This window comes from Virgibacillus aidingensis (genome assembly GCF_010994035.1).
Taxonomy (GTDB): domain Bacteria; phylum Bacillota; class Bacilli; order Bacillales; family Amphibacillaceae; genus Virgibacillus_N.
Genome location: NZ_WIXN01000026.1, coordinates 1 through 26,692, shown reverse-complemented (window position 1 = coordinate 26,692; position 26,692 = coordinate 1). Strand labels below are relative to the sequence as shown.

22 protein-coding genes and 1 pseudogene are annotated in these 26,692 nt (G+C 36.5%); 17 read left to right on the top strand and 6 right to left on the bottom strand.

Annotation, left to right across the window (positions count from 1 at the left end; genetic code table 11):
* The first annotated feature begins 379 nt into the window (after positions 1 to 379).
* The 6 genes from GHD25_RS17485 to GHD25_RS17460 all read left to right on the top strand — a co-directional run bounded on the left by GHD25_RS17485 (position 380) and on the right by GHD25_RS17460 (position 9,755).
* Entirely contained in the window at positions 380 to 2,389 is a 2,010-nt protein-coding gene (locus GHD25_RS17485; protein ID WP_164219261.1) for a type I restriction-modification system subunit M, read from the top strand.
* A complete protein-coding gene (locus tag GHD25_RS17480) occupies positions 2,389 to 3,750 on the top strand; it encodes a restriction endonuclease subunit S (RefSeq protein ID WP_164219259.1) in 1,362 nt (453 codons plus the stop codon). Before GHD25_RS17485 ends, GHD25_RS17480 begins: the two co-directional genes overlap by 1 nt.
* 16 nt (positions 3,751 to 3,766) lie before the next feature.
* Complete coding sequence (locus GHD25_RS17475) at positions 3,767 to 6,757, top strand: type I restriction endonuclease subunit R (protein ID WP_164219257.1); 2,991 nt, start codon at positions 3,767 to 3,769, stop codon at positions 6,755 to 6,757.
* A gap of 525 nt (positions 6,758 to 7,282) precedes the next feature.
* Positions 7,283 to 8,956, top strand: a complete 1,674-nt coding sequence (locus GHD25_RS17470; RefSeq protein WP_164219255.1) for a DUF262 domain-containing protein — start codon at positions 7,283 to 7,285, stop codon at positions 8,954 to 8,956.
* Between the two features lie 341 nt (positions 8,957 to 9,297).
* Positions 9,298 to 9,525: a hypothetical protein gene (locus GHD25_RS17465; RefSeq protein WP_164219253.1), complete on the top strand. Its 228-nt coding sequence runs from the start codon at positions 9,298 to 9,300 to the stop codon at positions 9,523 to 9,525.
* Between the two features lie 35 nt (positions 9,526 to 9,560).
* Positions 9,561 to 9,755 (top strand): hypothetical protein, encoded by a 195-nt coding sequence (locus tag GHD25_RS17460; protein ID WP_164219251.1) that lies wholly within the window; start codon positions 9,561 to 9,563, stop codon positions 9,753 to 9,755.
* A gap of 347 nt (positions 9,756 to 10,102) precedes the next feature.
* Here the strand turns inward: GHD25_RS17460 and istB are convergent, their stop codons facing one another.
* A complete protein-coding gene (istB, locus tag GHD25_RS17455; protein WP_164219249.1) occupies positions 10,103 to 10,804 on the bottom strand; it encodes an IS21-like element helper ATPase IstB in 702 nt (233 codons plus the stop codon).
* Positions 10,801 to 12,282 (bottom strand): annotated as a pseudogene (istA, locus tag GHD25_RS17450) (IS21 family transposase). The gene istB and the pseudogene istA overlap by 4 nt, the downstream one beginning before the upstream one ends.
* Before the next feature lie 227 nt (positions 12,283 to 12,509).
* On the opposite strand from istA, the gene GHD25_RS17445 reads away from it, so the two are divergent.
* From GHD25_RS17445 to GHD25_RS17425, 5 genes are all read left to right on the top strand, one after another.
* Complete coding sequence (locus GHD25_RS17445; protein ID WP_164219289.1) at positions 12,510 to 12,863, top strand: recombinase family protein; 354 nt, start codon at positions 12,510 to 12,512, stop codon at positions 12,861 to 12,863.
* Positions 12,864 to 13,539: 676 nt separating this feature from the next.
* Entirely contained in the window at positions 13,540 to 13,770 is a 231-nt protein-coding gene (locus GHD25_RS17440; RefSeq protein WP_205601383.1) for a hypothetical protein, read from the top strand.
* Positions 13,746 to 14,927, top strand: coding sequence for an SIR2 family protein (locus GHD25_RS17435; protein WP_164219247.1), 1,182 nt, complete (start codon positions 13,746 to 13,748; stop codon positions 14,925 to 14,927). The genes GHD25_RS17440 and GHD25_RS17435 overlap by 25 nt, the downstream gene beginning before the upstream one ends.
* Positions 14,917 to 16,731, top strand: coding sequence for an ATP-binding protein (locus GHD25_RS17430; RefSeq protein ID WP_164219245.1), 1,815 nt, complete (start codon positions 14,917 to 14,919; stop codon positions 16,729 to 16,731). Before GHD25_RS17435 ends, GHD25_RS17430 begins: the two co-directional genes overlap by 11 nt.
* A gap of 431 nt (positions 16,732 to 17,162) precedes the next feature.
* On the top strand, positions 17,163 to 17,588 hold the full coding sequence (locus GHD25_RS17425) for a group I truncated hemoglobin (RefSeq protein ID WP_164219242.1): 426 nt from the start codon (positions 17,163 to 17,165) through the stop codon (positions 17,586 to 17,588).
* 309 nt (positions 17,589 to 17,897) lie between these two features.
* On the opposite strand, the gene GHD25_RS17420 is transcribed toward GHD25_RS17425, so the two are convergent.
* The gene (locus GHD25_RS17420; protein ID WP_164219239.1) at positions 17,898 to 18,203 is read right to left on the bottom strand and encodes an AzlD domain-containing protein; all 306 of its coding nucleotides are present in this window, start codon (positions 18,201 to 18,203) and stop codon (positions 17,898 to 17,900) included.
* Entirely contained in the window at positions 18,196 to 18,909 is a 714-nt protein-coding gene (locus GHD25_RS17415; protein ID WP_164219237.1) for an AzlC family ABC transporter permease, read from the bottom strand. Before GHD25_RS17415 ends, GHD25_RS17420 begins: the two co-directional genes overlap by 8 nt.
* Before the next feature lie 178 nt (positions 18,910 to 19,087).
* Here GHD25_RS17415 and GHD25_RS17410 point away from each other — a divergent pair, with 178 nt between their 5' ends.
* From GHD25_RS17410 to GHD25_RS17400, 3 genes are all read left to right on the top strand, one after another.
* Entirely contained in the window at positions 19,088 to 19,969 is an 882-nt protein-coding gene (locus GHD25_RS17410; RefSeq protein WP_164219235.1) for a LysR family transcriptional regulator, read from the top strand.
* A 177-nt stretch (positions 19,970 to 20,146) separates the two neighbouring features.
* The gene (locus GHD25_RS17405; protein WP_164219233.1) at positions 20,147 to 20,995 is read left to right on the top strand and encodes a hypothetical protein; all 849 of its coding nucleotides are present in this window, start codon (positions 20,147 to 20,149) and stop codon (positions 20,993 to 20,995) included.
* 235 nt (positions 20,996 to 21,230) lie between these two features.
* The gene (locus GHD25_RS17400; RefSeq protein ID WP_164219231.1) at positions 21,231 to 21,554 is read left to right on the top strand and encodes a hypothetical protein; all 324 of its coding nucleotides are present in this window, start codon (positions 21,231 to 21,233) and stop codon (positions 21,552 to 21,554) included.
* A 172-nt stretch (positions 21,555 to 21,726) separates the two neighbouring features.
* Here the strand turns inward: GHD25_RS17400 and GHD25_RS17395 are convergent, their stop codons facing one another.
* Positions 21,727 to 23,202, bottom strand: coding sequence for an L-lactate permease (locus GHD25_RS17395; protein WP_164219229.1), 1,476 nt, complete (start codon positions 23,200 to 23,202; stop codon positions 21,727 to 21,729).
* A gap of 549 nt (positions 23,203 to 23,751) precedes the next feature.
* Entirely contained in the window at positions 23,752 to 24,252 is a 501-nt protein-coding gene (locus GHD25_RS17390) for a YusW family protein (protein WP_164219227.1), read from the bottom strand.
* A 403-nt stretch (positions 24,253 to 24,655) separates the two neighbouring features.
* On the opposite strand from GHD25_RS17390, the gene GHD25_RS17385 reads away from it, so the two are divergent.
* The 3 genes from GHD25_RS17385 to GHD25_RS20450 all read left to right on the top strand — a co-directional run bounded on the left by GHD25_RS17385 (position 24,656) and on the right by GHD25_RS20450 (position 26,611).
* Positions 24,656 to 25,300 carry a hypothetical protein gene (locus GHD25_RS17385; protein WP_164219226.1) on the top strand — a complete coding sequence of 215 codons (645 nt, stop codon included), beginning with the start codon at positions 24,656 to 24,658 and terminating at the stop codon, positions 25,298 to 25,300.
* 169 nt (positions 25,301 to 25,469) lie between these two features.
* Positions 25,470 to 26,132, top strand: a complete 663-nt coding sequence (locus GHD25_RS17380) for a hypothetical protein (RefSeq protein ID WP_164219225.1) — start codon at positions 25,470 to 25,472, stop codon at positions 26,130 to 26,132.
* A gap of 251 nt (positions 26,133 to 26,383) precedes the next feature.
* Positions 26,384 to 26,611: a DUF6792 domain-containing protein gene (locus GHD25_RS20450; protein WP_462943953.1), complete on the top strand. Its 228-nt coding sequence runs from the start codon at positions 26,384 to 26,386 to the stop codon at positions 26,609 to 26,611.
* Positions 26,612 to 26,692: the final 81 nt, after the last annotated feature.

Genomic DNA, 26,692 nt, shown 5'->3' with positions numbered 1-26,692 from the left:
TGAGGAGGACTTAGGTATTGAAATGTTAGAAAGTGAACTTGAAGTAAGTTTAGATAAGTTTATTATCTTTGGAGGAGATAAAATTTAAACCAATTAATTTATGAATAGAAGATTCACAGACATATTGAAAGATCAATTAATAAATAGATTTTGAAATTAATTTCGCATATGCCTTATGGTTAAGAAAGTTGAACGATCTTTTGATTAACAGATCTCTATAGGAGTCTGATTTAAATTTGTCGAAAAGGCAATTTGGATTTACCCGAAGTAATTTTATTAAAACAAGCTACAACATGATAGGAAAAGAATAGCTTTTTTTCTCTTTTTATATCATGTAAAATATTAGTAGAATACATATAAATAAGAGGGGTCTTACACAATGAAAAACTTCCAAGAGAAAGTAAGTTTTATCTGGTCCATTGCTGAGTTATTAAGAGGACCATATCGACCAGAAGATTATGGGAACGTAGTATTGCCGATGGCTGTACTGCGCCGTTTTGATGCCGTACTGGCAGATACAAAAGAAGATGTCTTGCAAGCAAATGAAAAATATCAGTCACTTCCCGAGTCAACACGTGATCAGATTTTAAATAGAGTGGCAAAGCAGGGTTTTAATAACACCAGTCAGTATGATTTCACGAAGTTATTAAGTGATCCGGATAATATTGCAGATAACTTAAGGGATTATATTAATGGATTCTCGGAGGAAGCGCGGGAAATTTTAAGCCATTTCAAGTTTGATAATGAAATCGATAAGATGGATGAAAATAACTTGTTATATCTGGTTGTCCGACGCTTCGGGGAAATTGATTTACATCCAGATACCGTCTCCAATATTGAAATGGGATATATTTTTGAGGAACTGATTCGCCGTTTTTCAGAGCATGCGGAAGCCGGGGATCACTATACGCCAAGAGAAGTTATTAAACTGATGGTGCACTTGCTGTTTTTGCACGATGAAGAAGTTATATCTACGCCAAGTATTACCAAAACGCTATACGACAGCTGTGCCGGTACTGGCGGAATGGGAACCGTTGCCCAGGAATATCTTACAGAGTATAATCCATCGGGACATTTGGAGTTTTTTGCCCAGGAGGTTAATGGGGAATCTTATGCGATATCCAAAGCGGATATGCTTATTAAAGGACAGAATGCGCAAAATATTAAGCTTGGCAATACGCTGTCTAACGATCAATTTAAGCATGAAAAGTTCGACTATATGATCACGAATCCGCCTTATGGGGTGGAATGGAAACCTGCTAAAGACGCCGTGGAAGCAGAACATGAAGACCTTGGATTCAGTGGACGCTTTGGGGCTGGGCTGCCACGAATCGGGGACGGACAGCTGCTCTTCCTGCAGAACCTTGTAGCGAAGATGAAGCCTGTTACAGAAGATAACCCGCATGGTTCACGAATTGCGATCATTATGAATGGCTCTCCATTATTTACTGGTGATGCAGGAAGCGGAGAAAGTGAAATTAGAAGATATTTATTTGAAAATGATTTGGTAGAAGGGATTGTGGCGCTGCCTGATCAGCTATTCTATAACACTGGCATATCCACCTACATATGGATATTGACTAATAACAAAACTTCTTATCAAAGAGGGAAAGTACAGCTTGTCAACGCGGTTGATTTGTATCAGAAAATGCGCAAGAGCCTGGGGAACAAGCGTAATGAAATTTCAGAAGAACAAATTGATCGTATTGTAGAGTTGTATGGACAAACGACAGAAAGTGAAAACGTGAAAATATTTAATAATGAAGACTTTGGCTATTACCGTGTAACAGTGGAGCGGCCATTACGGTTAAATTTCAAAATTACAGAGGAACGTATTGCAAGGCTTGAAGAAGAGCGGGCATTTATTAATTTGGCAAAATCTCGTAAACGCGGGGAGGAAAAAGAGAAGGAAATAGAAGCGGGTAAACAGCAACAGGAGACAATTATAAAAATCTTAGAAGATATGCAGAGTGAAATGGTGTACACAAACCGGGAAGAGTTTATAGAAGTTATTAAAACAGCTTTTAAAGGGTCAGACATTACATTACGTACCCCGTTATTAAAAGCTATTTGGAATGCATTATCCGAGCGGGATGAAACAGCTGATGTTTGTATGAAAAACAAAAAAGACATCGAACCGGACACAGAACTTCGGGATACAGAAATTATCCCTCTTTCAGAGAATATTGAGGCATATTTTGAACGGGAAGTGCTTCCCCATGTGCCGGATGCCTGGATAGATGAGGATAAAACAAAAATCGGCTATGAAGTTCCGTTTACAAGACATTTTTATAAATATACGGAACTTAGACCGTCAAGTGAGATTAAAGCGGAGATTCAGGAGTTGGAAGAAAGTATATTAGAGAAGTTGAAGAAGGTGATGGAGTGATGGGAGAGTTAAAGGCCTATCCGGAGTATAAAAATAGTGGGTTTGAGTGGGTTGGAGATGTACCAACTGATTGGCAGTATACAAAATTAAAAAGAATTGCTTCAGTTGAATTAAGTAATATAGATAAGAAGTCGAGAGAAAATGAAATTGATGTTTTACTTTGTAATTATGTAGATGTTTATTATAACGATATTATTACATCTGAATTGAGCTTTATGCAAGCTACTGCAAAACAAACTCAAATTAACAAATTTAAGTTAAAACGTGAAGATGTACTAATAACGAAGGACTCTGAAACAGCGGATGATATAGGTGTTCCTGCTTGGGTAGAGCAAGATATGGAAAACGTTATTTGTGGTTATCACTTAGCACAAATTAGATCATCCAGATACTTAATTGGAAAATTTCTTTTTTATATGCTTGCCTCCACTACATTGAATTCTCAATTACATTCTTTGGCAAATGGTGTTACTAGATTTGGAATATCAAAAGGGGATATAGAAAACAGTATATACCTGATCCCAGATGTAAAGACACAAAAAGCAATTATTAATTTTCTTGATAGTAGAACCTCTCAAATCGATGCACTGATCTCCGACAAAGAACGCTTAATCAAGTTGCTGGAAGAAAAACGCCAGGCGATAATCACCGAAACTGTGACCAAAGGACTTGATCCAAATGTGAAAATGAAAGATTCAGGGAATGGGTGGATTGGGGAGGTACCAGAGCATTGGGGTGTTGGAAAAATAAAGTATTTCTCGGAAATGAAAACAGGTGCTACACCAAGTAGAAATAATTTAGACTACTGGGAAGGCGGTACTATTAATTGGATGTCTTCTGGAGAAATAAATCAGGAGTATATATATCATGTCAATAATAAAATCACTGAACTAGGATTCAAGAGTTCTAGTACTAGCTTACTTCCAATTAATACAGTTATGATCGCCTTAAATGGACAAGGCAAAACTAAAGGAAAAGCAGCCATATTGAAGGTGAAATCTACTTGTAATCAATCACTAGTCGGTTTCATTTGTGATGGAAAAAACTTGCATTACCTTTATTTGTACTATTTCTTAAAATCTAAGTATCGCGATATACGTGGCTTAGTCGGTGATGGTTTGAGGGATGGAATATCATTAGGGCTATTAAAAACATTGTATATAAGTCTTCCCAGTTATGATGAACAAGTCAAGATAGTAAAAGAAATAGTTTCACAGGAACAAGATATCTTAAAAACGATAGAAATAATTAAAGAACAAATCTCCAAACTCAAAGAATACCGCGAATCCCTAATCTACGAAGCCGTCACAGGCAAAATAGATGTACGGGATTATGCAACCGAAAGGCAAGAAACCTATTAGAAAGGAGGCACAACATATGGCCATTGACTATTCAGAAATGGGACTGGAAGAAAATATTGAATCAAGTTTAACTTATGCCGGTTACCTGGAGCGGCATCTTGAAGGGGAAGCCTTAAAGAAGTTTCAAAAATATGCCATTGATGTGGAGATGCTCTTCCAGTTTCTCGAAAATACCCAGCCAAAGAAAATAGCGCGCCTAAAAACAATTCACGGTAATAAATTTGAACAAAGATTGTTGCACCGGTTGGAACAGGAATTAACCCGCCGTGGGGTCATAGACTGTTTGCGATATGGAATTAAAGACCGGGGCGTTTCACTCAGGCTTGTTTATAATAAGCCGCCAAGTTCATTGAATCAAACCTTGGTACAAAACTATGAAAATAATATTTTTACTGTCAGCCGTCAAGTGTATTACAGCAGCCAGAATAAGAAAAGTCTGGACATGGTGCTTTTTCTTAACGGCTTTCCCATTGTCGTGATGGAGTTGAAAAACCCATTGACAAATCAAACAGTGGAACATGCAAAACGTCAATTTGAAAAGGATCGAGATCCAAAAGATCTGTTGTTCCAGCCAAAGAAAAGAGTTGTCGTGTATTTTGCAGTCGATACGGATGAAGTGTGGATGACAACAAAACTGAATAGAGAAGGAACTTATTTCCTGCCGTTTAACCGTGGGAATGAAGGCGGCAAGGGGAATCCTGTGATTTACAATAATTACCGTACGTCTTACTTATGGAGTGATGTATTACAAAAGGACAGTCTGTTAGATATCCTCTTCCGTTTTGTCTATACCGAAGAAAAGGACATTAAAGATAGTACAGGAGAAATGATAGATAAGAAGGAAACGGTGATTTTCCCGCGCTATCATCAACTAGATGTCGTCCGCAAAATTGAAACGGATATTAAAAAGCACAAGGTAGGCCGAAACTATCTCGTACAGCATTCAGCCGGAAGTGGTAAAACGAATAGTATTTCCTGGTTGTCTCATCGACTGGCCAAAGTTCATGATGAAAACAATGAAACCATCTTTGACAGTATCATTGTCATTACAGATCGCCGAGTGCTGGATAAGCAATTGCAGGATGCTATTTATCAGCTGGAGCATGAGGCAGGCGTTGTACAAAAAATCGATGAAGACTCCAAGCAGCTTGCCGAAGCTATTCAGAACAAGACACGGATCATTATTACAACATTACAGAAATTCCCGTTTATTATTGAGAAAGTGGGCGAATTTTCCCGCGGGAAGTATGGCATTATCATTGATGAAGCCCACAGCTCCCAAGGCGGGAAAGCATCAACCGCCATGACAAGCATCCTATCTGATAAAACGCTTGATGATGCCTATGAAGCAGATAAAGTGATGGAAGAAGAATTGGACAGCACAGAAGAAAAAATTATAGAAACCGTGGAAAAGAGCGGAAAACAAGACAATATTTCATTTTTTGCTTTTACAGCAACTCCAAAACCGAAGACAATCGAAAAATTTGGCACGTGGAATGAACAAACCGGACTTCCGGAGGCATTTCATGTTTACTCTATGAGACAGGCCATAGAAGAAGGATTTATTTTAGATGTACTACAGAACTATGTAACTTATGAAACGTTTTATAAAGTGGAAAAAAGTATCCATGATGACCCTGAAGTCTCTAAAAAGAAAGCCACTCAGGAAATTGCGCGTTTTGTTTCTTTGCATCCGCATAATATTGCACAAAAAACGGCAATCATGGTTGAGCATTACCGCCGTGTGACAAGGCACAAAATCGGTGGTCGGGCAAAAGCAATGGTCGTTACCCGCAGCAGGTTACATGCTGTGAAATATAAATTGGCCATTGATGATTATATTAAACGGAATAATTATACCGATCTGCAAACCCTTGTTGCATTTTCAGGCACGGTGGAAGATGACGGTATTCCTTACACTGAACCAGGAATGAATAAAATTAGTGAGGGGGAACTGCCGGATAAGTTTTCGACGGATAAATATCAAGTGCTGATAGTGGCGGAGAAATATCAGACCGGTTTTGATGAGCCACTGCTGCACACGATGTACGTGGATAAGCCCTTAAGTGGAATTAAAGCTGTTCAAACATTGTCCCGGCTGAATCGAACTTGCAGGGGGAAAGAAGACACATTTGTTCTCGATTTTGTGAACGACCCGGAAACAATTCAGGAGGCATTCCAAGCTTACTATGAAGTAACCGGTTTAAGTGATGTAACGGACCCAAATATATTATACGATTTACAATATGAGCTGGATTCCATGCAAGTGTATCAGCAGAGTGAAATCAACGCAGTCAGTGAATTAGAGTTTAATGGCAAGTTAAAGGATAAACGTGCACAAGAACGATTAAATCCCATATTGGATCAGGCAGTTGACCGCTTTAATAAAGAACTGACAGAGGAAGATCAGGATCAATTTAAGAGTTCAGCGACGAAGTTTATCCGGACATATTCTTTCGTGCTTCAAATTGGGCCTTTCACAGATATAGATCTGCATAAACTCTATGTTTATTTAAGTTATTTACTGCGAAAGCTGCCTAGAAAGCCAAATGAAAGACTCTATTTAGCTGATGATGTAGCATTAGAGTATTACCGCAATCAAAAAGTATTTGACGGCAGAATTGAGCTTGAAACACAAGGACAGGCTAATATAGATCCATCCCAACATGCAGGAAGTGCATCCCGGCCAGAAGAAGAAAAGGAAAGGCTTTCATCCATCATTGACCGGATGAATGAGAAATTTGGGACGGATTTTGATCCTCAGGATAAACTATCACGTGATCAGTTAGTGGAGGATATGGTACAGGATGAAGATCTGCAGGAAAGGGCAAGAAACAATTCGATTGATAACTTTACCTTCAGCTATGAAAGCATGTTTATGGACTTTCTTATTGAACGTATGACCGAAAAGAATTTCTTCCAAAAGATGATGGAGAACGAGGAGCAGCGTGCTTTTTTGATGAATGAGATGAAAGAGGAAGTTTATTATCGGGCTAGGGAGCAGTGAAACTAGTTAAACCGATTGTTGTTCCAATTGCTCAGGGATTAAAGGAAGTAAGGAGACGGTTCCTACGTTTCCAAGAAAAAAACATTTCCAAAGAAATGCAGTGCAGGGTTAGTTCACTCGCTTTCTCCTACCCTTTTTTTAAAATGAATAGGATGTAAATTTGTCAAAAAGTGGGTTATGAAAAGGTGATTGATAGGATACACGAAATAACAGAGAATGAAGCAAGAAAACCGTCCATTTGCTTTCTGCCGAAGGTCCCCGACCCTTCTATCGCCTGCTAAGAATCGGAAGTTACAAGTCAATGGCGAGCAGCTTCACAGTGGCTTTGACTCTTTGCACAATAATGCAGGGGTATGGTAAAGATTGGTATACAAACTGTCATTCGGTTGTAAAATTATTGGCTAGCTGCGGTAATAAGTATATCATCGCCGATAAATTTCTGTGGCTGTAATCATTTATACTTAAAAAGGTTTCTGTTGATTGTTATTATATAGTATATACATTAATGTTGGGAGAGAATTAATTTTGGCAATAAATAATCATTCATTTAAAAGTATAGGCTCCTTTCTACAAGATAACGTGTATTATATCCCCGATTATCAAAGAGAATATTCGTGGGAAGAAATGCAAATAGATGACTTTTGGCTGGATCTTCAAAATTTAATAGATGGAGATGAAGAGGATCACTTTTTTGGACAAATAGTAGTCCATAGTGATGCTGAAGAAGATAAGAGATTTATCATTGATGGTCAGCAAAGAACAACAACTTCTGTTATTTTTTTAAGTATTCTAAATAGACTATTCGATTCTTTATATAAAAATAGTAATCATTACGCTTCACGTGAAAACTCCGAAGATATAAGGATTAAATATATAGGAAGATGGTCAGAGCATAAAGATAGTTTACGTTTAAAGTTATCTAACAAAGACAATTCCTACTTTATGAATAATATTCAGAAGGATACCGATACGGAACCTGAAAAACCGAAGCCTAAGTCCCAAAAAAGAATTTATGAGGCTTATTATTATTTATATGAAAAACTAACTAATAAGCTGAGCAAAGAAACAAACTTGGAGCAAAAATTCATTGTTTTAAATGAGTACTATGAATATTTCATAAATAAATTTAAGGTAATGTATGTAGAAACTAACGCATTAGAGGAAGCATTTATAATTTTCGAGTCTCTTAACGCAAGAGGAAAAGGTTTAGAGACATCTGATTTATTAAAAAACCATATATTTAAAAATGCTAAAAGTCAAATTAACTATGTTAAAGATAAATGGGAGAAGATGCAATCAATAGTTGATAATGCAGATATCACTAAGTTCATAAGACATTATTGGAATTCAAAAGAAGAATTTACGAGAACGGTTAAATTATATAAAAAAATAAAGTATAAAATAAATACTGAAAGGAAGTGTATAACTTTAGTTGATGAACTTGAAAAATTAGCACCACTTTATAATTCATTGAGCAGTAGGGACGATGATTTCTTTTTTACAAATAAAGACTTAAATAAAAGCTTAAAAAACTTAAAAACGTTTAATGCTAGTTCGTTTTATCCAATCGTTTTAGCAATGTATAATAAGGATTTTGATGAAGAGTCTATATTTGAGGTTGTGAAACAAATAGAAACATTGATTTTTAGAAACATTATCATTTCTGGAAAAGTAGCTAATAAATATGAAGTATTATTTGCGGAAATTGCTTTGGATATAACTAATAATAATGAAAACAAAATAAATTCTATAAATAATTGTATTCGTAAGTTACAAATAACGGATTCCGAATTTTATAGTGCCTTTAGCATGGCTAAAATCACAAAAAAGCCAATAATAAGGTATATCTTTAGAGAGATTAACTCTTTATTTAATAATGAAGTAGCTATAATAGAAGATAATAATAAAATTCATATTGAACACATTATGCCAGAGAAAATTGGCAAATGGGAAATTGAACCAGAGATCCATGAGGAGTATTTATGGAGAATAGGAAATCTTACATTATTAGGTGAAGAATACAATAGGGGAATCTCAAATAAACCATTTACTAATAAACTTGACGTTTATAAAAAAAGCAGTATAAAACTTTCCAATGATTTAACTAATTACAATGATTGGGGTGTAGAACAAATTGAAAAAAGACAGAATAGCTTGGCGGAAATGGCTGTAAAAGTCTGGGGTGTAAAAGGAAAATAATTATAAGGATGAATTAGTAGAATTAAAGGTTACTCTTAACGGCCTTGATAAGTTGTCATAAATAAATTTGAACCCCGATTAGATTAACGGAGCTGTTGTATAAATCGGGATTATTAATTAAAACTCCCTCAGATAAATTCAATTTACTCTTAAATGCTTGATTGTTCGCAGGATTGCAACCACTTTTCGTAACTATAACGGATGAATGGAGTGGACATTGATAATAAGGGCTACATGAAGGCATGCAGGGATAAAGGAGTTGTAAACCCCAAGTATTCTAATATTACTGTACGCATTCAATGCACCTTTACAAAACCCTGGATCCTTATGAGGACTATATATTGATGTGGTTGAAAAAACATTCCGATAAGACGAGTGCCCAGGCACATGATTGGTTGCAGGAAAAGTTAGAAGTTACGACAGTAGCCGAGAATACAGTACGAAACTATGTGAATGACTTAAGGGATAGATATCATATTCCCAAGGAAATGGCTGAACTTGTATATGGAACGGTAGAAGAGTTTCCAAAGGGAAAACAAATGCAAGAAGATTTTGGAGAAAAGTTTTAATATACAACGAAAAGGGAGAAAGAACTAAGCTTTACATGGCCGAGTTTATCTTATTTCATTCACGTCGTTTCAAATATGTAGAGTGGATGGATCGCCTTCTTCGTACAACGGACTTAATTAGAAAGCAGAAAAATGCGTTTCGATATTTTGGCGGGATGACGGAAGAGATTGTATATGACCAAGATCGTTTATTGGCTGTCAGTAGGGAAATTATATTCCTTATTTTTTGATATAATTGATTTCAGGCATTGCTAGCATCCTTCCACTCTCCCATCATTTATTGATTCGACACCAATAACGACAGGGTATTTTGAGGGGGCTGGTAAGCCTTTTTTTGTGGAACCTTCTAATATTTTGGTTGCAATACTCTTAACTTTTATTTTGCACTAAACAATTGGCACTTGAACCATAATCACATATTACTCTTTTATCTAAACTTGTTAAAAATAATTGATCTTTTCCTTTTAATCTACGCTGGACGTTAACTCTTTTGCTTTGAAATGCCTCTGTTGTATTTGGCAAGTAAAAAATGTATGAATGGCAATTAAAAATGCATGCCACTTACCGCCTCAACGTATTACTGTAATAAAGATTCCTTATAACGGAAACTTTCACCGTTAAAAAGGAGTAGATGGGAATGGTGGATCAGCCGATCAATCACTGCTTCTGTTAGTATTGGATTTCCAAAAACATGATTCCACTGCCCAAATTGTAGATTGGTAGTAATCACCAGGCTTTTATAAATGACTTGAAACAATAGCTCCGCGCCTTTTTTATGAAGAGGAATGTAACCTAGTTCATCCAAAATTAAGAGCTTCAACCTTTCAAGCTGCTTGATCAGCCTGGGGAGGGAACCATTCTGGTTCGCCTCAATTAACTTATTTGCTAAAGCTGCCAATGTAAAGAACTTCACTTTGGTGCCGTACCTATGTATGGCATTTAAGCCGATTAAGGTTGCCAAATATGTTTTCCCTGTACCCACTCCACCATATAAAATCAAATTCTCCTTTTTATGAATAAATTCACCTTGAAGAATACGATCCCGGTCAATCCCTTGAGGGATTTGAATATGCTCCCAATGAAAGGGCTGGTCACCTGTTTTTGGCAATTGTGCCTGCTTGAGTAATAAGTTCATTTTTCTTTCTTCCCTATTCTCTATTTCCCTTTCAAATAACTGAAGAAGATAATCATAATTATTATCCGCTTTAATTTCATGATAATGCTCTCTAATCCAACTCAACTTTAGGCGCTTTGCGTATGCCTCGATTTGCTCTTTCATCCAGATACACCCCCGCTTTGGAGTAGAGCATCATAATGAGAAAGCCCTCTAGTTGCTGCAGGCATATCTGGTAGATTAATAGCCGGGTGTATCTCTTTATGTGTATGATCCTGCTTTATGATCGAGTAAAAACAATGCTTGATTTGATCTGTACTTGGATGTCCATGAGAAGAAGCCATCGTGAGAGCTTCATTGAGTAAAGAAAAGTCGTCATTCTTCAGAAGTTCTCCAAGTAGGCGTAAAACATCCTTCTGCTCTTCTTCTGAGCAGTTCTTTAAATAGTCCGTCCAGATAGCCGGAAATTGGTTATAGATACTCGAGTACTTGATAGCTCTTGGTCGTTTAGACAATAAATCCAGATAAGGCTGCCATATCATTGATTTACGGCTTACGCCGTAGAGTCTGTAGTGTTTGGCAATTACTTCATGATCTTTATTTAAAATGGCAATTTCATTATAAACAATACGAACCCTAACCTTTTGCTGGGCAAACCTCGGAGAAGTTGAATATTGCTTTTTATCTATGGTCACCAAACCGTATTTGTCAGACTTTAATTCTTAGTATCGGGCGCATTCAAACCCCTTCTCAGGCAACATGGTAAAACTATCAAAATCCTCTTCAAATAACTTCGATTGAAGTACCTTTTTATCGTAATGTACGCGGTCGCGATCGTTTTCTGCCATTTCCCATAATCTTTTATTGAAATGCTCTATATTTATAATCCTATTTTCGGGCAATAAAAAGTTATTTCTTACATACTTAACCATTGCTTCTACATAACCTTTTTCATTTCCTTTGCCTGGATTACAGAAGCAATACAAAACGTTCAAATGTATCTGTTAGTTCACGCTCCCCCTTAGAAAATATTTTGTTTACTGCAGGAGATAAATTATCAAACCGTATCGTCTTCGGAACCCTTCCCATATGTTGAAACATGCGCTGTAATCCTTCTAGTAAGCATTCTGTGTTTTTCGAAAGAAAAACCTGAAAATAAAAGCTGTTACTATGCGGAAAAGACATTACCAGATACGGTAAATCAATTGTTTCTAAATCATATTTGAATGGGGCCGTCCCAAAGTCAACCTGGGCAGTACCTAGTATAGATTCAAGCGGTAATGCTGCTTCTGTCATTGACTCCTTCAGTTCTTTCTTTCTCTTCGATACATAATCACGTATCGTACGGTCTGAACCGGTAAAGCTATGGAAATCTCTTAACTGTTCATACATTTTTTTGGCTGTTCGCTGATACTTCTTTTTCTTCTTTAGATCTTCCTTAATCCACTTATCGACGATGGTTTAACCGGATCCATAACCCGTGCCTTACGCTTTTGTTTTCTCTTTCTTTTGAACTCTTCCTGGTTCGCGTATTTACTTACCGAACGCGGGTCAACTTCCATCCTTCTAGCCACATCGGCATAAGATTCACCTATTTGATTTACCTCGTGTCTGATATAATCAATTTGTGCCACTGCTAACATCTCCTAAATATCCTCCTGTTAAACGTTGTTGGTCCAACGAGGAGTTTAAAGTTATTTGGGGGAGTTGGCAAGTGGCGCATTTAATTTATGTTTGCTCCTACGGATCATACATAAATTAAATGCCAAACCGTACATTTTTAGTTTGCCATAAACAATTGTGTTGCTTACATTCGAACTGCTAGTAAAAATGAAGGTGCTTTAACTGAACAAATGGAAAAAATAGAGGAATTTATCTCAGAAAAAACTGGAAACTAGATTCTGTTTATACTGATGTTGGATCTGGGGTTAAGGTGAATAAAAGTCTTCATAAAATGATTGAAGACGCTCAAAAAGGAAATATTGATATTATCGTTGCTGCTGATACGACCCGGATTCTTAGAACTAATGAGATAGCTAACGTATTAGGAAAGCTACGAGAATCCAAAGTTCATCTTATTACAGTATATAGGTTTTTAAATAATGATATAACTATGTTAAATCTTTATGCTTATATAAGTGAATATGAAGCTAAAGCAAAAAGCCAAAGAATTAAACATGGAATAAGGTTAAAGAAGGAAAAGTCTCTAGGAGAGCTGGGTTGATTACTCGTCATCTGCTATCGTTAAGTTTGTGAATTAATATATAAGAAAAACAACAAGCTAGCATTTTATAATGCTGGCTTGTTGCAATTCATAAGACAACCTAGTAACGATTTATATATTACTATAACCTTAGTATATAAATAATCTTACATATACTGCATTTCGTGTTTAGAAGCATTTTTAGATTTAAAATTTCAAGTATCAGCACACCTATACCCATAAAGTAAATCCATTGTCAAATTAAAATTTAAAACCTAGATTTATACTTTCTTCATTATTTGTCTAATAGGAAAGGCGTTTTTTGTAAGAAAAGTTTTAAAGTGATATTATTAGAGTAGAGTTGGGATTTAAAGTAGTTATATAAACTGGAAAAGATTAGGGTTTTTTGTTATTGGAACATAGAAAGTGCCAGATACAGTAATAGAATAACTAGTGGAACTAATAGGTGAATATAGATTATATCAGCGAATGTCAGTCATTTTAGTAAAAAGTTTGGTGAAGAAACTTTTGGGGGATGACTGACATTTTTGATTAGTAAAAGTGTTATCGCTATAGATGAAGAAAGAGGAGTGAGTTGGGATTCAGAATTTAAATCATTAGAACTACTTGGGCATAAAATAGAATATTTTTTACAACAAATCTAGATTTCTCGGAATATTTGGTGGGGGTTGTTATAATGGGGAAGAATTTATCAGCTGTTGGCATTGAGTTATTAAAAGAGGCACTATGCAGTATTTACTGGTACAAAAGTAATTTGAGGAGTTTTTTGAGTAATTGTATAAATGATACCACTATTATTAATCGTCCAGATTGGAATGGTTATAAAAGACAAATTGTCTCGGATATCATTGATGAGCTATGTAGTAGTGAGGAGGAACAAGGATGGCAGTTATTGAAAGAGAAATAGAAAAAATAGAATCGAGCGATAAGACGCAGACGAAAACTTTATATTATCTCAGGGAAGGAAAAGATATTATAGAGAATTTGGGTTTTGAAGAACAGCAGGAGAAGGTAAGTGCATTACTACTAAGAGGTATTCAGAGCAAAAACTTAAACATTTTTATTGGCTCAGGTTGCTCCCTACCGGCAGTCGAATTAATGGGTTCTACATTTAAGTCTCTAAAAGAACAAAATAAATCTCTTATACTAGGGAGCTATGGTGGTGATAGTGCCGATATAGAAGGATATTTGAATTGGTTAAATACAGGGATAAGGTTTATTGACCAAAATTCAAATCCAACAAAACTAGAATCACAAAAAAGGGAAAAATTAATAAAGTCATTTAATGTAACTAAGGAATTCTTAGTTGATAGTATTGTTAAGGATTATGACAAAGAGGATAAAAGTATTTTAAGTACTAAGAATAACTACCAGTTATTTTACAACTCAATATTCTCAATAAGAGGTATTAAAAATTATTCTCCAGTAAACATCTATACAACAAACTATGATTTATTTAATGAAATTGCTATGGAGTCACTTAATATCCAATATACAAATGGCTTTAGGGGAACGGTAAATCGGATTTTCGATCCTGCAGTATTTCAACTCAGACTAGTAGATGATGAAAATAGATATAAAGATAAATGGAGTGTTGTTAGAAAGTATGTAAAATTATATAAAATACATGGATCTATTGATTGGAGATATGACAGTAAGGTTAAAAATGTTGTTCAGTCTAATTTAATAAACGAGTCATTAGAAGATGTATTAATATATCCAACTATTAACAAACATATAGAAACGCAGCAAACTCCATATTCCGAGTTATTTCGCGCCCTTACTGTTAATCTACAAAAACCTGATTCAACCCTAATTATAATTGGTTATGGATTCCCAGATCAGCATATTAATCATCTAATTTCACAATCCTTAAATAATGAGGACTTTAATTTGATTGTATTTGGTAATCAGACAGAGGAAAATGCTGAAGAATTTATTAAGCAACATCAACATAAAGCTAACTTTCATTTTATTGGAGGTTCTATAAGTTCTGCTGACGATGGGCATTTCTTTTCGAATGTAATAAATTATATTAGCGGTGGTAATCTAGATGAGGAATAAAAGTATTGGTAGTATAACTAAAGTATTTTTCAATAAAATAGTTATAGAAGTTCCATCACCTTCCGACATTCAACACAATCATAAAGGTGATATCTATATCTGTAATGGTTTAAATGATTATATCACAATTTATAAGGATTTAAATAATAAATTTATTTATCAAGTAACGGGACTTTATGAACAAGAAAAAGCTTTTATGGATTATGAGGAATCTAAGTTTTATCAATATGCATATTTTGAAGCGGTTCCAGTTGGTGAGATTTCAAATAAAAAATTTGAGTATGGATTGTCAACATTTCCTATGATAAATGAAGAAGTGTATCTTACAACTGTAGATGATATCCAAAGTATTCTTATACCTGATAATGAACCATTATCATTATCTTTAGGTCAATTAACCACTCATCAGTATATTCCTAGATTTTCAATTGATTCGTTGTTTACTAATCATATGAGTATTTTAGGAAACACAGGGTCTGGAAAATCTACAACTGTTAGAAAAATGTTAAATGAATTATTAAGTCTGGAAAATAGAGGGTTAGATCCAAATCAGATGAATTTTATTATCTTTGATATCCACAATGAATATAAAGCATTTAGTGAAGAATATGCTTCTTACGTTAGTGTGGATGACATAGCTATACCATTAGAAACCCTAACATTGGATGATTGGATAAATTTAGTACAGCCTTCATCAGCCGTGCAGCTACCAGTATTAACCAATGGTTTAAGGATGGCAAGTTTGTTTCGCTCAAATGAAAACCATCATAAATGGATAATGGCATTTTGTGCTTTGGAACTTTATAATAATCAGCAAACAGATGCTGTTACAAAAAGAAGTAAGATTGTTGGATTGCTTGATAAACTTGAATCAGATGAGATTAGAAGGGTATTAAGGTTATATAATGCACAATACGGCAATTTTCCCCAAGACCACGAGAGTGACTTTAAGAATGTTATACAAGCTTATATTGAAGAACATTCTAATGTTGAATATGAACATTGCCAGAAACAATTAACAACATTATTGGAAGAAGCTTCAAATAAAATTATCTCTTTAACAGAGATAAAAGATGGGATAGATATGATTCTATTGCTGGAGGAATCCAAAGGGAACTCACAAGTAAGATCCCATTGTTCTACTTTAATGACACGTATTGATAATTTAATTCTTACTTATTCAAATACCTTATTTGATAACAATAGCGAAAAAATTAATTCTTTTAATGAAATAATACAATTTCAAAAAGCGTTAACTATATTTGATTGCTCTTCACTCGATGATAATGACTTACTATTTTATACAAGTTATCTATTAAGAGAAGTACTAGAAAGACAAAAGGAAGTAAGGAAAAATGATAGGCAAATAAGCAAGATATATAACTTTATTTTAGATGAAGCACACAGATATCTTACTGATACAAATCAGGAAGGGCAAATAAAGTCATTACGAATGTTTGAAAGAATATCCAAGGAAGGTCGAAAGTTTGGTTTATTTTTAATTGTAGCGAGCCAAAGGCCAAGTGAATTATCAAAAACTGTATTGTCACAATGTAACAATTTTATTTTGCATAGAATTAGAAGTAATTTGGATTTAGACCAAATGCGTAAAAGCATTCCATATATAAATGATTCTCAATTGTTTAGGCTAACACATTTAAAAACAGGTGTTGCATTAATGGCCGGTGAATCATTTGTTGTTCCTATGGAAGTCTTAATCAGCGGGGAAGATTATGGAAGGGAGTCAGCAACAATAAAGCCGAGTGAGCTATGGCAAGTCCAGATTGGCGAATTAAGAGTATAGTAGAGACATAAACCGAAATTTAATACATGCCCTTCTAAAAAGTAGGTTAGATGGGAAAAGTACCCAATGTATCAATTGTTTGTTTATCAATACTAAAGACGTACTAAAGGTGACATTATATTTAATAGACAGATAAATGTAGATGAAAAGGGTAATAATAAAACTGTAATATTGGAATACGATGAAGTCTTAAAAAGTTTTTAAACCTAAAAAGTTAGGAAATAGTACAGAGCTAATACAGTGCTTTAAAAGTAGAGTAACGAGCCTGAGATATCAAGCTCGTTTTTTCGATTCTTTGCCCCTTAGATATTAACGGTGACCCCTACCATAAGTAAATAAATTTTTTAAAAACAATCTAGTGTCAGCTCCTTGTTTTACAAACAACTTTTAAGGGTAAACAAATATAAATACCTAATTGAAAGGAGTCCATTATGACTGAGAAATCATTATACGAACGCCTGGGTGGTATCTATAACATAGCAGCTGTTGTCGATCATTTTGGAGATGCGTTAGTGAAAGACCCGATTGTTGGAGAAAATACTAATAATGCTTATATGAAGGACTGGTACGAAAACCACAGCTGGCGTGGAGCGGGTTTCAAGGTTTTGACCACCTTATGGGTTTGTGAAAAGGCAGGGGGACCTTATCGTTACATCAGTACGGAACCTAACCGTGATTCTCTGGATTTAGAGCCGACACATTATGATATGAAGCTAACAGAGGAAGAGTTTGATGCTGCAGGTAAGCTTTTAGCTGAAACACTTGACCATTTTGAAGTGCCTAATCGAGAGAAAAATGAAGTTCTTGATGCCTTTATGGATCATAAAGAGGAAGTTATTAGTGGTACAATCAAATAAGCTATTTAGATAGAAAGGTTTGGTCTCGCGCTGCTTAAATGAATGTAAGAGGAACAGGTATCTCGTTCAGTTGTTGATAGACCCTTAAGACTGTATAAAGTTTGAGGGGTTTTTTGAGTACCCGTTTATTTTTCCTGAGGACGCTGTATTGGTAGCTGGTCACCTGCATACAGTAAAAACATGTATAACAAATATGATCAGTTTGGAACCAATGACTTGCCGGATGATAAAAAAACTATAGGTCAAAGGGACAGGTGGTGTCCACAATGAATTGATCATCCTCGGACATTGCACCTTTCCCTTTTTTATTCAATACAAAAACAGCTCCACGACAAATACTGAAAAACAGGAGAGCAGGGCAACACTCACCAGGCTTGCTCCACGGTAAGCAAAAAGAATAGCAGCAACAAAGCCAACCAGCCCGGAAATTGGCGATGCCGTAGCATCTAAAATGGCCGGAAAAACCATTACTGCCAATGTCACATAGGGAACGTAGTATAAAAACGATCGGATATAGACATTTTTGATTTCTTTTCTGATAAGGGTAAGCGGCAGCACCCTAATGAGATACGTTACCACTGCCATCACGAAGATGTAAAAAATAGCGTTATTCATGCTTATGCTCCTTTACTGGAAAGATGAATGCCGCGATACCGGCTATTAAAAAGGTTAAAATAATAATTTTTACACCGGATGACATGGACGCCAAGGCGGGAAGCTCTGCAAATGCAAAGCTCAGTACCATGGAAATGATAATCAGTCCGGAAAGGGTTTTATTGCCTTTTGCTGGCGGGATAATGACAGCGATCAGCATTCCGAACAGGGCAATACTTAATGCACTCATCAATCTGGGCGGAAGAATATTTCCGGAAACAACCCCAAACAGTGTACCCAATGCCCATCCCGGCACAGCAGCACTCATTACGCCATAAGCATAATAAGGGCTTAGTTTTCCTGGAGCCGCAATAGACACGCCGAATATTTCATCCGTAATCCCATATGCCATTGTTAATCGATGGAAAAAGGACGTGTTTGGATCAATTTTTTGCGATAAAGCAAAAGACATGAGAAAATACCGGGAATTGATAATCAGCTGTGTGACAGCAATTTCAATCATGGTTGCGGCACCGGCAATAAGCGTAATCCCGGCAAACTGTCCGGCTGATGTTAAATTAGTCACGGACATCAGTACCGCTTCAAACCAATTTAGCCCGGCTTGCTTGGCAAGAATGCCAAAGGTAAATGAAACCGCAAAATAACCCATTGCAATGGGAATCCCGTTCTTTAGCCCGCTTTTCCATTCCTCTATGTTTGTTTTCATTTTACTTCCTCCAATGATGCTGTGGTGAAAGGGTCATTTTATAAGAAACGTTTCTATGTTCATTGTTTCGTTAGATACTTTTTAATATCAAAGTGATTCTAGCATAGGCATTTACATTAGTAAAATTAATAATTATAATAGTTAAATAAGGATATCTAATGAAAGTAGGAGAATGTCATTGAATCGCTATGATGTTTTTTTGAAGGTGATTGAAAAAGGAAGTTTTACGAAAGCGGCGGAAGCGTTGGGTTACACACAATCGGCGGTAAGCCAGAAGGTCCATGCGCTGGAAGAAGAGTTGGCCACTACGTTGATTTCCCGCTCCCGTAAAGGAATTACGCTGACTGCGGACGGGGAGGAATTTCTGCCATTTATTAAAAAAGTGAATAATTCCTATCGGGAGCTCATGGAAAAAAGCCGGGAAATGCAAGGACTGGAAAGCAGCAATATTCGGATCGGCACGTTCACCAGTATTTCCAGTCAATGGCTGCCTGGTTTAATGAAGGAATTTAAGCAGCTTTATCCGTCAGTCCATTTCTATCTTCAACAAGGTGAGTATACAAGTATTGTCAAGTCGATTAAGGAAGGCAGCGTGGATTTTGGCTTTGTCAATCCTGATGCAGCAGACGATCTGGAGACAGTTTCCCTGAAGCAGGATTACATGCTGGCAGTGCTTCCGGAAGATCACGTGCTTCGGACGCGCCCAAGTATAACATTGGAGGAGCTGGCCAATGATCCCTTTATTCTGCTGGACGAAGGGACTTTAAGCGAGCCATTGGAAAGTTTCAAAGCAAATGGCCTGCATCCCAATATCGAGTATCGTGTTATTGATGATTACACGATTATGTCGATGGTGGAAAGCGGACTCGGTATCTCCATACTATCTGAACTGGTGATGAAAAACGTCAGCTACCGAATGGTGAAAAAAGAAATCACGCCGCCTATCACCCGCATGATTGGCATTGCATATAAAAACAAGCATACATTACCCATCGCAAGCCGGCATTTTATTGATTTTATCATCCAGAAGTTTAAACATGAACGGCATCTTTTTGAGTAGACAGATTATTTCCAGGGACAGATGACATGCACTATTTTTAGTAAGTATCAGATATTAAACCTGGCCGCTCTGTCTCCAAAACTGGAGAGGTCACTAAAAATTGCAGGCAGGTGAACCGTATCATCAGTAAACATCTGGCCATTTTTAAGTGATGGGTCAAATAACTATTCGATGTTCTTGAATCATGTTATTGTAGGTCTAATTAATAAAAAGAGAAGGATGGCGGTCTTTTTGAGTAGGTTAATGGACAAAAAAAGCTGGTCAATAAAGGACTCAGCCTCTAAACTGTCATTTGAAACAGCTGGCGGCGGTAATTGGGATGAATGGGATAGATATATATCCATAGAGGGTAAAAAAGCTTTTCATATAGGGAATATATGTGGTACTTGCGAGTTTTTCTTTGAGCGCTTAGATGGTGCAAACCAGGGTATTTCGCCTAAAGTAGTTAGTACAGCTTTACAGGAAGGGATTTCAAAGCTGGATGATGAATTCCTTTCAAAAGTTTCATTAATACTGCCAAATGGGGAATATGAAGTATCACTTATTGAGGCGAATCCAAAATTAGTTGACTTGGGTAAAGAAGAAGATTATTTTTCTAATGAACAAATCCAGGTTTGGGGAGAGGATGAATTCTGGGGATTGCCGCACTACCCTAAAATTCAATACTATCGCAGTTTAACAAAGGAATTAACACATAAATCAAAGTTATTTGAGTTTGTTGTTCCAACATTCCCAGTGCATTGGCTGAATGAAGGCACCGTAGACAAGTATAAATCATTAATCTCGGATGGAAGCAGACCTGCAGCATTGTGCTTATCTGTATTGGATATAAAAGAACCTGCCGATTATGAAGCTCATACAGACCACCCGCAGCATTGGTGTTTAACACATTATGTTGTAGATGGTCATCACAAGATCTTCTCGGCTTCCTTACTTAATAAGCCAATTACTTTACTTTCCTTCTTGGCAAAAAAAGAGTGCATTGCTGATGAGAAGGATATACAAGAGTTGTTTAGAAGTTTTTAAAATAATCGTGGTTTCGGAATTACCCGTGTTTACAAATGACGGCTTGATTCAAAATTAGTGAAGATGTTTAGGAAGCGGCGTGATGGTGCGATGCTTTTTTAAGATGACATCTTCCCCTCGGTTGATGCGGCTCGATTTTTGGAGAAGATTTACCGGGGAGTTAGGGTGTTACGGGGGAGCCGTATCTTTATAAGTACTGCATATGCAGAGGTTTTAGAAGTACGGAGGGATCGGGATGGGTACAGGAAGGTTGAACAATATGAAACCTATACATTTTAAAGAAGATGAAAAAGGAAATAAATTTGTATTATTGTCCGAAGATGATTATTGTTTTTTAAAGGAATTGGCTGGAAGCGTAAAAGAGTTAGAACAGAACAAAGAGCGGCTTGAATTAATAAAAGAACAACAGAAAGAAGAAATCAGAAAAATATCTGAGCAAAACTATCGTTATCGTGAAGCCATCATCGAAGCGATGGATTTGGGATTGTATGGCGATAGTGATAGCGGGATCATGACAATGTATGAAATTCTCAATGAAGCATTGGGAGAATCAAAATAATTCGATAGTGAAAAATGCAGGCTCACAAAACTTTGAGCCCGCATTTTGCTAAACGCTTAGGCCTGGAAAATATAAATTGACCTCCTGATGATAAGCTGCTTATGCATTCCTGACTGAACCCGCATAAAAACCTTCCTTACCAACTGCACTTCATCCGCATTCCTGTATTTAATCACATAGCCCATACATACATCCCCGCCGCCATGAATACCGTTAGCAGGAGCGCTCCCAGTACAATGAATGAAATTCGTTTCAATATATATGGCTCCTTCGACTGAATACCAAACATGTGAGCACCGAGCATAACTCTGGCCGGAGTAGCCATGGAAGCAATGGCAGCACTCGTGTTTTGGGAATAGGCGACGATATCAGTCGGAAGCCCGACCTGACCGGCAGTATGAAGCTGCAGCTTAATGAACATGGCATTGGAAGAAGTCGTGCTCCCAGTAAGGAATCCACCCATTGCTCCGATCAGCGCAGAGACGACTAGAAAACTTTCGCCAAATACTGCCCCCGTCGTGTCAGAAATGACGGAGACCATCCCTGAAGCCCCCATCAATTGCGAAATTGCAACAAAGCTGGAAGTGGTAATGAGAAAAGGAACCCATTGTTTCACTGTTTTATTCAGCAGATGAAAGACATCTTTCCAGGAGATCTGAAAAATAAAAATGGAAATAATGCAAGTAACCAGCAGCCAAAACCCGGGTGAATACAGTAAAGCGAGTTCATAATCGTAAGCCGGCATCCGGATGACTGCATAGGTTTCCAGAAACGTCTGGAACGGTGTATCCAGCCGGGTGAAGAAAATCAGCACTGTCAAAATAATGTAAGGGCTGAAAACTTTTAGCATCCGCCCAGGTGCCGGGCTTTTCCCATAGTGCTGCCTGCTGCTCCTGGCCATCATTAACCCAGTCGCAATGACAGCCAGTGAGCTGAGCACCCCCGCAAGCTCTACACTAAGATAATAGTTAAGGAAGAGTATACCTCCAGTAAGAATAGCGTAAATGATAAGTATCTGTTTCCAGTGCATTTTTGCTGCAGCCCAACCGCCTGCAATCAGCACAGCAAACAAAATGAAATAAGCGAATATCGGGATATTCATCACTGCTGTTCCGAATCCGAATTGTTCAAGCGGTATCCCGCCGAGTTCGGCACCGATAATGGTTCCGGTTGCCAGGGCGCCCCAGGGAATGGCAATCAGACTGATCAGACCCAGCAGGACTGCTTTCACTTTAGAAAATCCGATTGCGGCAAGAATTGGCGTCACCATCATAAAGGCTACACCGAATCCGCTCGTTGACTCAATTAATGGTGACAGCCCGCCAATAAGGATGAGCACTTGCAGAACCTTATTACTCGTCGCACCGGATATGAAGTTTGCAATAGACTGAATCCCGCCCGTGTGCTCCATCAGATGGAAAAGGAAAATACCAAAAAACAGCACATATGCAGCTATAAAAGCAATTAGCACACCATGAAAAGATGCATGCAGAATTTCCCCTCCTCCAATTCTATACTGGCTAAAAAGGAAGGTTAAAAGAATCGTAAGCCCATAAGTCAGAAGGGAAGCACGCAATGACGTAAGCTTAAGCAAAAAGAGAAAAATGATAATGAATAATACTGGTAATATGGCAACTAGAAATAACATGACATCAGCCCCGATGCTCCACTTTCATTTGTTCATCAATTATATATTATCCTATCATATGGATAGTTATTTATGGTGAAAAGCGTCAGGTATCTGTAGGGAAAGCCCTTTTCACCGGCAGATAATTTTAAGGACACTGCAAGATTTTTTGTATCTGCCGTAATATAATGAATGAACAAGGTGCCTTCCTTTACTTAATTATTCCCATAGATGAATCCATTATAGAAAACGAAAATAAGCTCCTTATCTACTTAACCTGTCCACATGTTGAAGAAAATAATTAATACGTTTCAATCTGAAGTCTTTGATTTCCATTTATCCAAGTGATTACTGAGTTCACCGAGGTTAATTTTAGGAGAGATGAGAAACTCCCTGCAACCTGGCATTTGGTATAGCAAAATAGGTGCAATCCAATAAATTTATTGCATGAACACTTCATAAGTATCCTGATAAAAAAGCACTGCTTTTAATTGTTGATTTTACAAATATAGATGGAGAATACTGCCTAAAAAAACTAAACATGCCCGGGTTATCCGGGCATGTTTAACATTATTGCTGATATTCCTTTTCCGTGCCGCTGTCAAATTCGATTTCCAGTTCTATCTCAATGGCATCTTCGGGAATGTTAAACCCTTCTATAACTGCATTTAATACTTCCTCATCTGGTGTCTTTTCATCGAAATGGAACGAAGAAAAAATGATGTCCAATTGTTCCATCGCTTCATCACCAATTAAATCGATGCCTTGCTCTCTATCCCTGTAGGATGCTTCCATTTCATCATTTGGTTCATTTTCGAAATCCACATCAAGTGCATCGTCATCGTTTTCTGTGTAATCAGCTTCCAGGTCAAAACTAAAAAAACCGTATTCTGTATTGGTATCGGCATCGGTGCCGGTGTCATTGTTGGTGTCATTAGTATTGCCTGTTTGCTGTTCGCTATCGCCCGTACCATCATCAGGCGGATTTTCTACCTCATCATTATTACCACAGGCAGCAAGCAGTAAAGTTAATATTATAACAGCTCCCAGTCGGAAAAATGTTTTTTTCATTTAACCACCCTTATTCATTTGTTTGTTGATATTACTATTTACGAAAAAGATTTGAATTAAACATATCGGGTTTTTAAATGAGCTGGCAGCCCTCCTATACATAAACATTTCATGTCATCTGAGTATTTAACAATTAATGAAGAAATTTAACTGGACTAAGGCAAGATCACTTTTATCAGAGCCTGCATGAGGCTCGTGCGTTTGAGGACGTTTCTAACCTGTACAATCTAGAGATCTGCTTTATTTTGCTACCACATCAAGCTAATTGGAAGTCGATCTGGATGAAACAGCTGAAAATGCTTGGAACCGTTTTATTAAATTTACAGTTAATTCATTATTCTCACATCAGATTTATGGTACGATAATGAAAAGTTTACCAATTATTGAGAGGAGTTTCTCCTTGTTGAAACCAAAGATTGTATTCAGTGTATTTATATTGTTTTTATTAGCAGGTTGTAACGTATTGGGTCAAAAAGATATTGCTGAAATGGATCCTGCTGAATTGCCGGACGTGATTGCTTTTCAGGATGACTTCACACGTGAGTTTATGAGTTCTTTAGAAGAAGTGGAAGATGGTTATTATTTATTTGAATCGAAGACAGGTGGATATACGATGATGTATCCTGAGAATGCGAAAATGGATGAGATTTATTATGAAATGTCTGGGGATAATTATGAAGGTATCCAGTATGGAGAAAGTAAAAAAACAAATGATTATCAATATAGTGTAAGAGCCACATACAATGAAGGTGGAAGAGCAAATGACTTCAATACATTGAAAGGTATACTTTCAGCCCGAACTGGTTATGAAGGGGATTATGAATCAATAGAATATGATGGCAAAACAGTTCATTTTGCTACCTCCGAATATGTTGATCAGGATGAAGATATTATTTCTTATAATTTCCTGGGAATTATCATGTTAAATACTAGAGATCAATCTCTTTCTATAAGATATAATGTAATTCCAAATGATGATAACAGTATTGATTTAGAGGCCATTCAAAATGAAGTAACGAAAATAATGGAATCCATTGAATTTAAATAACTTTGATACCTCTGTATTCAGTTTATTTCACCAATTACTTTCTCTTAAAACATCATGTAACAGTACAAAAAGCCAATCTATTAATTTTGCAAATGATTCATTACTCTCATATTAGATATATAGTATGATAATGAAAAGTTTACCAATTATTGAGAGGAGTTTCTCCTTGTTGAAATCTAAAATTGTATCCAGTTTACTCATATTGTTTTTATTAGGAGGTTGTAATGTATGGGGTCAAAAAGATATTGCCGAAATGGACCCTTCTGAATTGCCGGACGTCATTGCTTTTCAGGATGACTTTACACGTGAATTCATGGGTTCTTTAGAAGAAGTGGAAGATGGTTATTATTTATTTGAATCGAAGACAGGCGGATATACGATGATGTATCCGCAGAATGCGAAAATGGATCACCTTTTTTATCAACGTACTGGAGATAACTATGAATACATTCAGCTTGGAGAAAATGAAGAAACAAATGAATTTAATTATTATGTAAGGGCGACTTATGATGAAGGAAGAAGAGCTGTTGAGTCGGAAACATTACTAAATTTACTGTCCACATATGTTAGTTATGAAGGAGATTATGAGAAAATCGACAATACAGATACAACGATTTACTTTGCTACGACAGAGTATGTAACCGAAAGTGGAAAAAGTACTACAAATCGCTTCTTTGGCACGGCAATGTCCAACAATAGTGATCAATCCGTTAGGTTTATTTATAACTTGATTGATGATAACGAAGATGCAGATAATGCTGTTGATTTAGAAAGTATTCAAGGAAGTGTTTTGGAAATAATGAAATCTATTGAATTTAATTCAGTGGAATAAAACAGGTGAATTAAATTGAAGAAGTATTAAATAGTGAACTATTAAGAAATAGACTAATGGAATTAGAATACAAAGAGGTCTCTGTGGAAGACATAAAGAGAATATATATAGAAGAAACCGGTAAAAAGCCACCTTTAAATATATAGGTTTATTACCCTGATGATTTCGTTGACAAATCTACTGCAAATGGATTTAATGGTACAATCATTCATTTTTTTGATGAAGAAAAAGACATTAATTAATCTTACACCATAATTAGGGGGAGTGAGGCAGTTGAAGCGCGTGAGAATGAATGGAGACCTGAGGACTGGGCGTATAATGCTTTTGGAGTCTTTTTAGGGAGTAATACTGTTCAATATGATGCCGCACTTGAATTTGATAAAAAAGTTACTGGAAAAATATTAATTAGCAGTAAAGTTTCAAGTAGTAATATAGAGTTTAAGAAAATTGGATTAGGACATTCATTAGGGGGAACTTAAATACATTAATTCAGGGAGTGTAAACTGAACTGTGTAAGTGGAAGAGCGTACGGCTTTCACTTCGCAGTTCAGTTTTTTATT